Source organism: Actinokineospora sp. HUAS TT18, from assembly GCF_051364635.1.
Classification (GTDB): domain Bacteria; phylum Actinomycetota; class Actinomycetes; order Mycobacteriales; family Pseudonocardiaceae; genus Actinokineospora.
In genome coordinates, this window is the sequence record NZ_CP195645.1 from 2,625,583 (window position 1) to 2,639,159 (window position 13,577).

The following is a 13,577-nucleotide window of genomic DNA, read 5'->3' on the forward strand; positions in this document are numbered from 1 at the left end:
CAGTGCGACCACCGGCAGTCAGAGGACGTCTGCCCGCCTTCTCATGTCCCACTTCTGTGCCCGCGCCACCCGCCTGACATCACCGAACGTCGACTCTCCATCAACTCAGTGTCGGTGCGTGTTGTCCGGCTGCGCGGGATCGCCGGGGTGCTCGAACCCCGGCGCGACCCGCACCGCCTCCCCGCGCCGCCGGTCGAGCCACCGGCTGAACTCGCGGACACGCTCGCCGGTGTCCGAAACCTCCACATCGGACACCCGGTCCTCGATCTCGTCGACCCTGGCGACGTGCGTGCGCCCGCCCGCGAGCACGGGCCCCACGCGGTCCCCGACCTCGGCCGCGCGGACCGCCGAGGCCAGCGCCGCGGGCACGTCGTCCAGCGTCGTCCACCCCATCGGCACGAGGTCGTCCCCGTAGCTCAGCCGCCACCAGCGCCGGACCGACGTCTGCCCGGGCAGCGACCGCGGGGGCACGACCGCGTCGAACACCGCCGCCACCTCGGCGCACCCCTGCCAGGCCGCGGTGTTGATCGATCCGAACTGCACGGCCTCGATCGCCGACAGCGCACGCGGGACGCCGCGCACCCCCAGCCGCGCGGCCTCCCGACGGCAGACCTCCTCGGTGAACAGCACCGTCGCCGTCCACCGGACGAGCTGCCGGTCCTCACTCGTGCCCACCTGGGGCAGCGCCGCCGCCCGGGGCCCGGCCCGCAGTGCCGCGAGCCGCTGGTCGAGCCGGTCGCGGGTGACCGGCTCCCCTTCGACCCACCCGATGACCGACGCCGTCCGCTGTGCCTCGGCCGCCGCGGCCTTGTCGAGCGTGGTCGCGTGGCTATGCCTCATCGCGCACCACCAGCGCCACGGCCGGTCCGTACTGGACCCGCCCGAACCACATCAGCTTGATCATCGCCCACCAGTGCCCCGGTTCGGCGCCCGCGGGCACCACCACGTCGAACTCGACGTCGACGGTCTCCCCCGGCTCGACGCTGAACCCCTTGGCGTACGGGCCGATGAAGTCCCAGGTCCCCCACGGACTGACCGGCATCGCCTCGCCGTCGATCCTGCCCGCCGCTTCGCTGGTCAGGGTCAGCGCGAGCTTGGCCCGGCCGCCCGGCGCGACCGTGATCCGCGGATCTGGCGCCGAGATCCGCAAGCCGAGTTCGCGGCCCTGGTCGGACGTGGTGCCCTTGCTCTGCTGTTCGTGGTTGATCTCGTCGCCGGGCGGCGGCGGCAGGATCGCGTCGAGCTTGCCGGGCACCAGCAGCGTCACGACGTCCTCGACCAGGTCCTCCCCGACCGCGAGTTGGACTCGGGCGAAGTGCAGCCCAGGCTCCACTGTGGACGGAGGGGTCAGCGCGATCGGGAACGACGTGTGCCCGTCCGGCGCGAGCGTGATCGGCCTGCGCGCGGGTTCGACCGTCCACCCCTCCGGCACGACGACGGTCAGCTCGGACGAGAACTCCTCGGCCACGAGCTGGCTAGCGATCGTCGCCGTGGTCTCCAGGGTCCCGCCGTCGACGGTCAGCACCGTCGGCGACGCCGACACGCTGACCGGGAAGAAGCCCAGCGGCGCGGGGCCGCGGTTGTGCAGCCAGTACCGCGAGTAGACGGGCTGGGCGAGTTCCGCGGTCTGCCCGAGCGGTTCGCCGCCCGCTCGCGAGTCCGCGGGCCGCCCGACTACGGTGGCGATCTGCGCGCCGTCGAGGTGCACCGACAGCGTGCCATCGGTGAACACCCGCTCGCGGAGGTCGCCTTCGAGCAGGTCGGCGTGGTGTCCGTCGCTCCAGCCGAACGCCGAGTCGACCGTCGCGGTGACCGGCCGTCCCGTGGTCTCGACCAGCCGGAGCGTGACGCCCGGGGTGTCGGCGCGGCCACCGGTCGCGCTCGGATTGCCAGCCTGCTTGACCGTCTGCACCTGCACCCGCCGCTCCGGGGTGACCGTGAGCAGCGCGTGTTCGGCGGGCAGTTCCCCGTCGTGCGGCTCGACCACCCGGGCGAGCAGCGGCGTGGAGAACGCGTGGCCGCGGGCGACGAGGTCGGCCGCCCGCCAGTCGCCCGCCCCGCTGACCAGCGCGTAGTCGAAGTCGTGGGTCCAGTGCTGCAACTGGAACGACGTCCCGTCCGGCGCCCGCCGCAGCGGCGGGTCGAGCCACACCCCCGACGGCCACCCGGTGCACGACCGCATGAGCGACAGGTGCAGGGCCCCCGCCGGGTCGACGGCGAACCCGGGGACGCCGTAGCTGAGCAGCCCCACGGTGTGGTCGTCCAGCGGCGTCGTCGGCCCGGTCTCGACGACCGCGATGTCGGCGGACGTGCGCTCGGCGAACTCACCGGCCACCCGCGCGATCTCGGCGGCGAGCGACTCGGCGTCCCGCCCCGCGATGACGACCACCGGCAGCGCCCGCACGTCCCGCAGGTCCGCGTTGGGCACCCACGCCTGCTCGACAGAGGTGTCGGCGGGGATGAAGAGGGACGTCGCGCCCCGGCTGTCGAGCCCGCGCTTGAGCTCGTCGTGGTAGGCGGGCCCGGCGCGGTCGATCACCTCGGCCGCGATCGGGTTCTCGTCCGGCCCACCCAGCACGAACCGCACGTCCGGCAGATTCGAGTCGACGTGCAGCCACCCGTAGCGCGCCCCGGCCGCCGTCGACGTCGTCGCGGTCACGCCGACCCGGGCGAGCGCCACCACCAGCTCCCGCGCCCACTTCGCCGCGTCGGCGATCTCAGGCACGATGACCTCCGCGACCGCGATCGCGACCCGGCTCTCGTTGAGCCGCAACGACGCCGTCGAGCTGAGCCCGAAGAACGTGTTGGCCGGGTTGTCGAGCGTCCAGGGTGCCGTGGCCGAGTCGGACTCGGGCAACGCGAACCCGCGCGCGATGACGGCGCCGCCGACTTCGCTGACCGGGCGGGCACCGGGGATGTCCAGGGGGAACTTGACGCGAAGGAGCTTGTCCTGCCCGGTGAAGTCGAGCACCCGCGTGCGCAGGTCGAGCCGGTCGACGCCGCGCCAAAGGGTCGCGCGCTGCTCGTAGCTGATGTCACCGATCTGCCCGCTCACGACGATCCGGCTGCCTATGGCGCACGTCTCGACCCGAACCTCGGCGACGGTGTCGGCGGAACTGATGACGGCGCCGGTAGGGACGAGGTGCCAGGGGCCTTCGCCGAACTCGGGGTGCTGCGGGTATTCGTCGTAGACGCGGAGCTCGTTGCCGAGCCCGGACAGCAGCTCACGCCCACTGACGACCTCACGGATGCGACTGAAACCCCCACCCCGCTGACCATCAGCCGCGACTTCGAAGAATTCGTTGCTGATCGCGGTACCGTCACCGACCGCCCACTCCGACAGCCCGTCACCGGGCGCCAGCCGCCAGGTCCGCCACCCCATCCCAGGCACGTCATCAGCCACAAAGGCGATCACGGTCTCGGCGGCGCCCGCCGCCTCGACGACGAAGTCCTGCTCCTCCCCGCCATCGCGGTACAGGCGTAGCCCGCTCCCGGACGGGACCTTCACGCGAACAACGTCAGTGCGAGCGAAAGCCAGCGTGTTCACCACCGTGACAGCCAGCCCAGGCCCGGACGTGTCGACCCGTTCCAGCACCGCCGTCAGCGACCGGTCCCGCACGTCAACGGCCAGATCGTGCGCCTCGCGCCACCCCGTCACCAAGTCGATGTAGACCTGGTCCGACTCCGACCCCGTGATCGCGTCATGGTGGGCGCCATAAGCCAGCTGCCGCCACACTTTGTCCAAAGTAGACTCAGGATAAGTCCCCGCCCCCAGCAGCGAAGCAAAAGACGCCAGCTTCTCCGCGTCCGTAGCAGCCACCTCAGCCGCCCGCTGAGCCTGCTTCGTGTCGATGTACGAGACATCCTTACCCGTGTAGACCGGGTTCATATCCCGAGTCTGCGGACTGGGCCCAATCCCCCGAGACTCCAACTCCCCATGCACAGCCGCGAAGAAATCCCGGGGCGTCCCGCAAACGAACTTCGGCCACACGTACCGCGAAGCCCAAGACCGATGGATCAACGTCACCCACTTGTTCGGCGGCGTGTAATCCGTCCCCACCGGCAGCAGCGTGTTCCGCGTAGCCGCCGCCACCTTCAACCCTTGGAACAGCTCATAGACCTTCGCCGACGCCTCCTCCAACGTCGCCGAGGAATCCATCCACCACCCAGCCGAGTAATGGTTCGGCATGTAATGGGTGATCACCCCACGCCCCGACGGCGAGAGCCACTCGAACTCCGCCGGGAACTGCATGTTCCGCGCGTCCCCGCCCGCCTCGTTGAACTTGGTCAGGATCGGCCCCCACTGATGGAACGGCCCACGCGCCCACGACGTGCTCGTCAGCCCGGCCTCGGCCACCAGCCCAGGGAACTGCGGATCGTGCCCGAACACGTCCAACTGCCACGCGGTCCGCGGATCCGCGCCCATGATCGACTTCTGGTAGCCGACGCCGTAGACCAGGTTGCGGATCGTGGTCTCGGAGCCGGTCAGGTTGGTGTTCGGCTCGTTGTACGTGCCGCCCATCACCTCCACCCGCCCGGCGGCGATCAGCGACCGCAGCACCTCCCGGCACTCCGGGTGGACGTCCCAGAACGGCTTCAAATAGTCGACCTCGGCCAGGACGAACGCGTAATCCGGGTCCGACAGCGCCATGTCCAGATGTGCCCGCACCAGGTTGAACCCGTTGTGCTCCCACACCGGCCGGGTCAGCCCGTCGTTTCCTTGCAACTCCCACGTCTGCGTGTACGCGGCCTGCGTGTTCCACCAGACCGGGTCGTAGTGGAAGTGCGACACCAGGAACATCCGCCACCCGGTCTCCGCCACGGTCACCAGGCCGTCGAAAGCCACGGAACCAACAGAGGCGACCACGGGAATCTCCGCGCCGACGGGCGAGGCGGTGGTCACCGGGACCTCGACCACCACCTCCCCCGCACCCTCGGGCACCGGGGCCGAGCCGGACAGCCCGACCCCGGTCAGCGAGACAGGCAGCTCAGCCGACCCTGCGCCCCGGTCAATGGTCACCCGCACCACCTGGCGGGGCTCGGCCTCGGTCCCGACGAACAGGTCGGTCGACTCGACCGACAGGATTCGAGCTGACACTGCTGTCACTCCTTGATTAGGCGTACGTCTCGAACTCGTAGATGCGGGCCGCCGGGTCGCTCGTCTGGGTTGGGGTTGTGATGACCAGGCGAACGTACCGTGCGGTAACCGGGGTGATCTGGTGCGTCGTCACGCTTTCGGTGTTACCCGTGACGGTGACGCGGGTTGTCCAGCTCGTGCCGTTGGTCGAGGTCTGGATCTGGAAGGCGCGCGTGTTGTAGGACGCCGACTCGCCGCCCGCGGCCGCGTGGCGCACGGTGAACTTGCCGACCGACACGCTCGCGCCCAGGTCGACGCGCAGCCACTTGGACGACACCAGTGAGCAGAACTTGTCGGTGTTGCCGCCCGACACGCTGCCGTTGACCGCCTTGGCCGGTCCCTCGGCGGAGTTGCACGACGACGAGCCGGTCGCGGGCTTGTTCAACGCCAGGTTCCCGGTCGGCGGCGGCGGGGTCGCGCTCATGTACGAGGTGATCAGCCCCGCCCACTCCCACGGCCGCGCCGTGCCGCCGGGGTTGGAGATGAAGTACTCCCAGCCCGCGACACCGCCGAACGTCGGGTACTTCTGCACCAGCGCCTGGACGGTGTTCTTCAACGTCGTGGTGACGTCGACATAGCCCCCGCACAGCGACGAGTGCGTGAGCGAGCCCGTGACGACCTTGTCCGCCGGGAACACGCCCCGGCTGATGATCGCGTCGTAGCCGCTGGTGCTCGACAGCGAGCCCCAGCCGCAGTAGAACTGGGCGTTGTAGAAGTCGATCTTGCTGCCGCGGTCGCGGTGCAGCGTGTCGTAGTTGAAGCCCGACAGGTTGCCGCCGCCGGACAGCGCGGAGGCGACCGGCGACATCGAGATGATGAAGCCGTCGCCGAAGTCGGCAGTCAGCGCGTCGATCACCCGCTCGATGCCCGCCAGCGACATGTTCTCCTCGACGTCGAGGTCGACGCCGTCGAGGTTGTAGGTGGTGATGACGTTCTTCAGCCGCGGGTAGTAGGTGTCGAACTCGGTGTCGAGGCGCTGGAACGAGCCCTGCGCGGCGCCGCCGACCATCACCGAGACGTGGACGCCGCGGGCCTGCATCGCGGCAAGGTCGGTCCACATCTGGGTGTAGCGGGGGTCGCCGGGCGGGTGGTCGTTGAGGTGCACGGTGCCGTCGCCGTTGAGGTGCAGGGCGGCGACCAGCACGTCCGTCACGCCGGTGTTGTTGTCCACCAGCGGTTTAGGCGAGACGTAGGTGTTGTTGTAGTACTGCGTCTGGTAGTACACGACTGTCCGCTTGGACGGCGCCGCCTGCGCCGCCGCGGCGGGCAGGGGCACCGCCGCGGCGAGCGCCAGAGCGATGAGCCCGGCAATCGTCGATTTCACAAGGACCTCCGTTGTCAGGTTGAGCGAACTGCTAACCCTTGATGGCGCCCTCCTCAACGCCACGGAAGAAGAACCTCTGCAGGGAAGCGAAAACGATGACGATCGGTATGAAGGCGATCATCGTGCCCGCGGCGACCACCCGGGGGTTCGCCGAGAACGCGCTGTTCAGGTACTGCAGGCCCACCGTGAGCGTGTAGTTCTCCGGGTCGGTGAGCACGATGAGGGGCCACAGGAAGTCGTCCCACGCGCCGATGAAGGCGAAGATCACCACGACACTGAGCATGCCGCGGACGCTGGGGAGTCCGATGTGGACGAACCGCTGCCACACGTTGGCGCCGTCGACGACCGCGGCCTCGTCGATCTCCTTGGGGATGGATTGGAACGCCGCGCGCATGAGCAGCACGTTGAGCATGCCGATCGCACCCGGAAGGGCGACCCCGACCAGCGTGTCGGCGAGGCCGAGCTCGCGCACGGTGACGTACTGGGAGATGATCGTGACCTCGCCGGGCAGCACGAGCGTGGCCAGGATGAGCCCGAGCACCAGCCTGCCGCCGCGGAAGCGCAGCCTGGCCAGCGCGTAGCCCGCGAAGGTCGCCCCGATCGCGTTGCCCGCGACCGTAAGGAACGCCACGACCAGCGAGTTCCCGATGTAGGACCACACCGGTATCGTGTTGGCGACCTCGATGTAGTTGCCCCACGTCGGCTGCTCGGGCAGGAAGCTCGGGGTGGCCGAGTAGATGTCCTCGCCGCGGCCCTTGAACGACGTGCTGAGCTGCCACAGGAACGGCCCGACAGTGATCAGCAGGACGAGCACGAGCAGGCTGTAGCGCAGGACCTTCTCACGGGGCGTGATGACATTGAACCCGACCGCGCGCCGCTTCTTCACGCGTCCGCCCCCTTCCGGTTGAGGCGCAGCAGAAGCAGCATGGGGCCGATGGTGATGAGGAACAGCAGGATGCTCAGCGCCGAGGCGTAGCCGAGGTGGCCGCTGAACCCGCGCCCGTACATCTGGATCAGCATGACCACCGACATGTCCCGGCCGCCGGGGCCGCCGGTGCCGTTGGTGAGGATGTAGAGCTCGGAGAACACCCGCAGGGACGACACCGTGATGAGCACGCTGATCAGCAGCATCGTGTTGCGCACCCCGGGCACGGTGATCGACCAGAACCGGCGCACCGGCCCGGCCCCGTCGACCGCCGCCGCCTCGTACAGGTCGCGGCCGACGTTCCCCAGCGCCGACAGGTAGATGATCATGTAATAGCCGAGGCCCTTCCACACGGTCAGCCCGATCGCGCTGAAGATCAGCAGCCAGCGGTCGTTGAGGAACCCGATCGGCCCGTCGACGACACCGAGCTGCTGGGCGACGCCGTTGACCAGGCCGCGGTCCTCCAGCAGCCAGTTCCAAATCAGCGCCACGACCACGGCCGAGGCGATCACCGGGGTGTAGAAGGACGTGCGGAAGAAGGTGATGCCGGGCAGCTTCTTCTCCACCAGCACGGCGAGCAGCAGCGGCAGGAACGTCAGCAGCGGCAGGCACACCAGCATGTAGAGGACACTGTTGAGCAGGGCGTCGGCGAGTTGGTCGTCGTCGAGCAGGCGGGTGAAGTTGTCGCCGCCGACGAACTTGCCGCCGCCGAGCGGCTTGGCGTTGGTGAACGACAGCACGACGGTGTTGACCGACGGCCAGATGTTGAACACCAGCAGCCACACGACCGCGGGAAGCACGAGCAGCCAGGGCGTGAACCAGCGCTGGTTCCTGATCATGGATCTCCTCGTGGTGACGGCGGACCGGGACATGCCCGCCGTCACCGGCAGTCGGTACTAGTTCTTCAGCAGCTCGTCACACTTCTTGACTGCCCGGTCGAGTGCTTCCTTCGAAGGGATCTCGCCGTTGATCGCCAGGGAGAACTGCTGCTTGACGTAGTCGCCCATCGCCTCGCTGACCACCGGCGGCTCCAGCAGCTTGGCCTTGGCCAGCGCCTGGAACGCCAGCACCTTGGCGTCGCCCGCGTTCGTGCCGTCGCTCTCGCTGAACTGCGGGTCGCTCGCCGACGCGGTGGTGCTGGGGAAGATGCCCGGCACGAGCTTGGCGAACGCGGCCTGGTTCTCCGGGCTGGTCACGAAGCGGGCCAAGGCCAGCGCGGTGGCCTGGTTCTTGCTCCTGCCCGACACCGACAGACCCTGCACATACAGCGGCGGGGTGCCGAACGGGGCCGACGAGACGATCTTGGGGGCGAGCGTCGGGTTGTCGACCTTGTAGCTGTTGATCGAGTTGCCGCCACCGGTGGTCCACGCGACCTGCTGCTTCTTGAACAGCTCGCTGTTGCCCAGGTACTTGTCGGTCAGCACGTCGCGCGGCAGCAGGCCCTCGGCGAACGCGGCGCGGTACTTGTCGAGCACCGCGGCGGCCTCGGGGGTGTTGAAGGTGAAGTGGCTGCCGTCGTCGGAGAGCAGCTTGACGCCCGCGTTGACCAGGTCGCCGAGGCCGGGCTTGCGGCTCATCAGGTACATCTGGCCGCCGGACTTCTCCTTCATCACCCTGGCCTGCGCGATCAGCTCGTCCAAAGTAGACGGCAGCTTCTTCGGGTCGAGGCCGTACTGGGTGAGCAGCTCGGAGTTCCAGTAGTGCACGTCGGTGTTGAGATACCAGGGGTAGCCGTAGGCGCCCTGGAGACCGGGGAACTCGTAGGCGGTGACGCCGCCGGGGACGTAGTCGGCCTTGAGCTTGTCGTCGGCCTTGCCCACGTCGAGCAGCAGGTTCTGCTTGGCCAGCGGCAGCGCCATGTCGGGCGGCAGGTTGACCACGTCGGGCAGGTCGCCCGCGGCGGCCTGGCTGAGCACCTTGTCGGCGTAGCCGTCGCCGGGCTGGTCGAGCCACTTGACGGTGGTGCCGGGGTACTTCTTCTGGAACGCGTCGATGACGCCCTCGACGTAGGCGGTGAACTTGGGCTTGAGCGCCCAGGTCTGCAGGCTCACCTCGCCCTTCACCTCGCCGCCGGTGGCCGCCTGGCCGCCGTTGTCGTCACCACCGACGCCGCAACCCGCCAGCATCAAAGCCGCGGCCGATAACGCCGCGATCCTGCCCAACCCAGCCCGCATAGCTTCGCTCCCGTGATCTCCGTCGATGAGGAGGTAAACCGGTCTAGTGGCGGACTATCCCGCCGGATAGAATCGGCTGTCAAGGGGCCGAATGCGGGAGGCAACACGAGATGACCCGTCCGACCATCGCCGACATCGCTCTCCGGGCGGGGGTGTCCAAGGGCGCGGTCTCGTTCGCGCTCAACGGCAGACCAGGGGTCAGCGAGGAGACCCGCGCGCGCATCCTGCGGGTCGCCGACGAGATGAACTGGCGCCCGCACAGCGTGGCCAGGGCACTGGGCGGGGCGCGCGCCGACACGGTCGGCCTGGTGATCGCCCGGCCCGCGCGGACACTGGGCGTCGAGCCGTTCTTCGGCCAGCTGCTCTCGGGGCTGCAGGCGCGGCTGTCGGCCGACTCGATCGCGCTGCAGCTGCTGATCGTCGAGGACGTCGGCGCCGAGATCGAGGTCTACCGGCGGTGGGCCTCCGAGCAGCGGGTCGACGGGCTGGTGATGGTCGACCTGCAGACCCGCGACCCCCGGCTCGCGGTCGTCGAGGAGCTGGGGCTGCCCGCGGTCGTAGTGGGCGGACCAGCGAAAACAGGGTCCTTGTGCAGCGTGTGGGCCGACGACCGGGCGGCGATGATGTCGCTGGTCGACTACCTCGCCGCGCTCGGCCACACCCGGATCGCGCACGTCGCGGGCAAGCCGGAGTTCCGCCACACCCAGCGCCGCGCCCGGGCCCTGCGCGACGCGGCGGGCCGGTTGGGGCTGGACCAGGCGGTCTCGCTGCACACCGACTTCAGCGACACCGAGGGCGCGCGCACGACGCGCACGCTGCTCAGCAGCAGGCAGCGGCCGACGGCGATCATCTACGACAGCGACCTGATGGCCGTGGCGGGCCTGGGCGTGGCGATGGAGATGCGGGTGGCCGTGCCGGGCGAGCTGTCGATCGCCTCGTTCGACGACTCTGTGCTCACCCGGCTCACCCACCCGGCGATCACCGCGCTCTCCCGCGACACCTACGCCTTCGGCATGCGCGCGGCGTCGGCGCTGCTCGACGTCATGGCCGACCCGTCGGCGCCCCGGGAGATCCAGACCGACACGCCTAGCCTGACCGTGCGAGAAAGCACCGCACCTCTTGGCAACGGCGCCTAAATCGGTTTAGCGTGCGAGACGTGACTCCACGCTATGGCGCGAACTACGTCCCCTCGACGGGCTGGTTCTACAGCTGGCTCGACTTCTCCGCCGACGCGGTCCGCCGCGACTTCGCCGACCTGGCGGGGCTCGGCCTGGACCACGTGCGGGTGTTCCCGGTTTGGCCGTGGGTGCAGCCCAACCGCGGCCTGATCCGCCGGCGCGCGGTCGACGACCTGCTGACCACGATCGACATCGCGAGCGAGTTCGGCCTCGGGGTGGCGGTCGACCTGCTGCAGGGGCACCTGTCGAGCTTCGACTTCCTGCCGTCGTGGGTGCTCACGTGGCACCAGGCCAGCGTGTTCACCGACCGCACGGTCCGCGACGGCATCGCCGTCTACGCCGCGCACGTCGCCAAGGCCGTGGCGACGCGGGACAACGTCTTCGCGATCACCTTGGGCAACGAGGTGAACAACCTGTGGCCCGCGAACCCCACGACACCGTCGGCTTCCCGCGAGTGGGCCAGTGAGTTGCTCGACGTCGTCCGCGGCGCCGCCCCGGACGTCCTGTGCCTCCACTCGGTCTACGACGACGCCTGGTACGCCCCCGAGCACCCGTTCCACCCGGCCGACGCGGTCGACCTCGGCGACCTGACCACGGTGCACTCGTGGGTGTTCAACGGCACCTCCCGCCTGGATGGCCCGCTCGGCCCAGCCACGGTGTCCCACGCCGAGTACCTGGTCGACCTGGCCGCCTCCCTGGCCCCCGGCCGCGGCGTGTGGCTCCAGGAACTCGGCGCCCCGCGCCCGGACATCCCGGCAGCCGACGCGGCCGAGTTCGTCCGGCGCACGCTGGCGGCCGTGGCCGGTCACCCGGCGCTGTGGGGCGTGACGTGGTGGTCGTCCCACGACATCGACCGTGGGCTGCTCGACTTCCCGGACCGCGAGTACGACCTCGGCCTGTTCACCGTCGACCACGAGCCCAAGCCGATCGCCCTCGCCTTGGCCGAACACCTGCGGTCGACGGTGACACCGCCGGTCCCGGTCGAGCTGCCGTGTCCTGTCGATCTGCGCGCCGAGCCGCGTCGGCGGGACGAGGTGGCGCCGGGGAGCGCGTTCCACACCGAGTGGGTGCGCAACCGCCCCGCCCGGATCGTCCATCCCTAGCGGGCTACATGTCCTCCGGGGCCTCAAGGCCGCTGTCCGGTGGCGTCGGGGCGAAGCCCTCGAACCGGGGCACGCCGCGGTGGTGGGTGAAGGCGCCGATGCCGAGGACGGCGAAGTACTTCGCCGTGTTCTTCCGGGTGATGTGCGGCTTGAGCTGGAGGGGCTTGCCCGTCTGGGCGTCGAGACCGAGCGGGCTGCGCAGGTGCTCGTCGACGAACTTCGGCTGCATGGGCAGGTAGAAGACCCACGCGCCGTGGCCGAGTCGGGTGTCGGAGAAGCGTTCCCCCGGCAGGAGCTCGTCCTGGTCCACGACCGTCGGGAACGACATGTGCTTCTCGTCGATCTGTTCCACGGTGTAGTTCGGCACGGCCGGGATCGCCCACACCTCGAACCCGTCGGGGAGCGCGAAGAGGTCATTGCCGTTCACGATTCGGGAGCCCCTGGCGTCGCGGTCGGAGCTGGCGTGCCACACGGTGGCGTCCGGTGGGCTGGCGACGCTGACGTACTTGCCCTCGATCGACTCCTCGTCCGGGATGCTCACCTTCGGCTCGAACCCGCGCGGATACGCGACGAGGAGCCGGATCGAGGACGTCTCGCCACCGCCGATGGCGAGGCTGCCCGAGCCCCGGTTCTCGATGTCGAACTTGAACTTCTTGATCGCCTGATAGCGCGGTCCAGTCCAGCACCCGCACGACCGCACCCCGGAGATGACCACGGGAAGGTCGCTCAGGCTCACCCGATCGACCCGGAACTGCAGCGGCAGCGGCTCCGGTGTCGACCTCGGCGGCAGCACCAGCGTCGTGACCAGCATGGCCACGGCCGCGACGATCGCGGCCAGGTCCACGAGCCCCAGCCTGCCGGCGCGCTCCCACACGCCCGGCCCGCGAGCCTGCCTCGACGCACGGGGCGCGATCGGCTTTCGGATGCGGTCCGACGGCCTGCGCCGCGCCTTCCCTTTGTGCCCCGTCATCGCCGCTGCCCGTCGGCCATGATCTGCCGGGTCCGGTTCGGCGCGCACGAGTAGATCACTTCGTCGGCGACGGTGTGGACAGGGCCGTCGAGCAGCGCGAGATCCAGTCCGTCGGGCACCTTCGTCGCGTCGTCGTAGAAGACCCAGTCCCAGTTCTTCACCTCACCCAGGTGCGACGCCCGCGACAGGTCCGCCCCGCGCAGGTCGACGCCGCAGAGGTCGGCCCCGGCGAAGTTGACCCGGACGAAGGTGGAGAACCGCAGGTCGCTCTCGGTGAGCCGGGCGCCGCCGAAGTCCACGTCCTCGATGGTCGACCGGACGATGAGGCTGCCGGACAAGTCCTGCTCCCGGTGCGCCGAGTGGCTGAGCGACCCGGTGTCCAGCCGCAGGGGCGTGCTCTGCTGGGCGGCCTGGGTCTTCGCCGGGGATTGGGCGCGGACAGCCCGGTAGACCGTGGGGACGATCGTCACGCCGACACCGACACAGCCGATGGCCAAGCAGAACGCGGTGACCCGGGTGGCGAGGTTCTTGACGGGCTTGGCGTACAGCAGGCGGGCCAGCCCCAGACCCGCGCCGAGCACGATCACCCGGATGTAGGTGCCGGTGTCCGCGATGGCGAGCAGGGCGACGTTGTCCGCGAACACCGCGATCGTGGCGACCACCAGCGCGCCCACGATGAACAGACCGCCGAGGGCCGAGACGAGCAGCTTCCCCACCGCCGCACGGGATCGTCGCGCCCGCTTGCCTTTGCGCCTCGCTCCACCCA

The 13,577-nt window shown here is 69.7% G+C and carries 10 protein-coding genes; 2 read left to right on the top strand and 8 right to left on the bottom strand.

The annotated features are described in order from the left end of the window. Positions 1-105: 105 nt before the first annotated feature. From ACSHT8_RS11565 to ACSHT8_RS11590, 6 genes are read right to left on the bottom strand one after another with little or no spacing between them, the layout of a single operon-like run. Positions 106-840: a DUF7158 domain-containing protein gene (locus ACSHT8_RS11565; protein ID WP_436500458.1), complete on the bottom strand. Its 735-nt coding sequence runs from the start codon at positions 838-840 to the stop codon at positions 106-108. Beyond that, positions 830-5,098 (bottom strand): NEW3 domain-containing protein, encoded by a 4,269-nt coding sequence (locus tag ACSHT8_RS11570; protein ID WP_436500460.1) that lies wholly within the window; start codon positions 5,096-5,098, stop codon positions 830-832. The genes ACSHT8_RS11565 and ACSHT8_RS11570 overlap by 11 nt, the downstream gene beginning before the upstream one ends. Positions 5,099-5,114: 16 nt before the next feature. Continuing rightward, positions 5,115-6,461 (bottom strand): discoidin domain-containing protein, encoded by a 1,347-nt coding sequence (locus tag ACSHT8_RS11575; protein WP_436500462.1) that lies wholly within the window; start codon positions 6,459-6,461, stop codon positions 5,115-5,117. Between the two features lie 31 nt (positions 6,462-6,492). Beyond that, positions 6,493-7,347 (bottom strand): carbohydrate ABC transporter permease, encoded by an 855-nt coding sequence (locus tag ACSHT8_RS11580; protein WP_436500464.1) that lies wholly within the window; start codon positions 7,345-7,347, stop codon positions 6,493-6,495. Then, positions 7,344-8,225: a carbohydrate ABC transporter permease gene (locus tag ACSHT8_RS11585; protein ID WP_436500466.1), complete on the bottom strand. Its 882-nt coding sequence runs from the start codon at positions 8,223-8,225 to the stop codon at positions 7,344-7,346. The genes ACSHT8_RS11580 and ACSHT8_RS11585 overlap by 4 nt, the downstream gene beginning before the upstream one ends. 57 nt (positions 8,226-8,282) lie before the next feature. Beyond that, positions 8,283-9,560 (bottom strand): ABC transporter substrate-binding protein, encoded by a 1,278-nt coding sequence (locus ACSHT8_RS11590; RefSeq protein WP_436500468.1) that lies wholly within the window; start codon positions 9,558-9,560, stop codon positions 8,283-8,285. A gap of 110 nt (positions 9,561-9,670) precedes the next feature. Between ACSHT8_RS11590 and ACSHT8_RS11595 the strand changes: the two genes are divergently transcribed. Both ACSHT8_RS11595 and ACSHT8_RS11600 read left to right on the top strand, forming a co-directional pair. Next, positions 9,671-10,696, top strand: coding sequence for a LacI family DNA-binding transcriptional regulator (locus tag ACSHT8_RS11595; protein WP_436500470.1), 1,026 nt, complete (start codon positions 9,671-9,673; stop codon positions 10,694-10,696). Positions 10,697-10,716: 20 nt separating this feature from the next. After that, complete coding sequence (locus ACSHT8_RS11600; protein WP_436500472.1) at positions 10,717-11,841, top strand: glycoside hydrolase 5 family protein; 1,125 nt, start codon at positions 10,717-10,719, stop codon at positions 11,839-11,841. Positions 11,842-11,845: 4 nt separating this feature from the next. Here the strand turns inward: ACSHT8_RS11600 and ACSHT8_RS11605 are convergent, their stop codons facing one another. Next, positions 11,846-12,811, bottom strand: coding sequence for a hypothetical protein (locus ACSHT8_RS11605; RefSeq protein ID WP_436500474.1), 966 nt, complete (start codon positions 12,809-12,811; stop codon positions 11,846-11,848). Next, the gene (locus ACSHT8_RS11610) at positions 12,808-13,527 is read right to left on the bottom strand and encodes a pentapeptide repeat-containing protein (protein ID WP_436500476.1); all 720 of its coding nucleotides are present in this window, start codon (positions 13,525-13,527) and stop codon (positions 12,808-12,810) included. Before ACSHT8_RS11610 ends, ACSHT8_RS11605 begins: the two co-directional genes overlap by 4 nt. Positions 13,528-13,577: the final 50 nt, after the last annotated feature.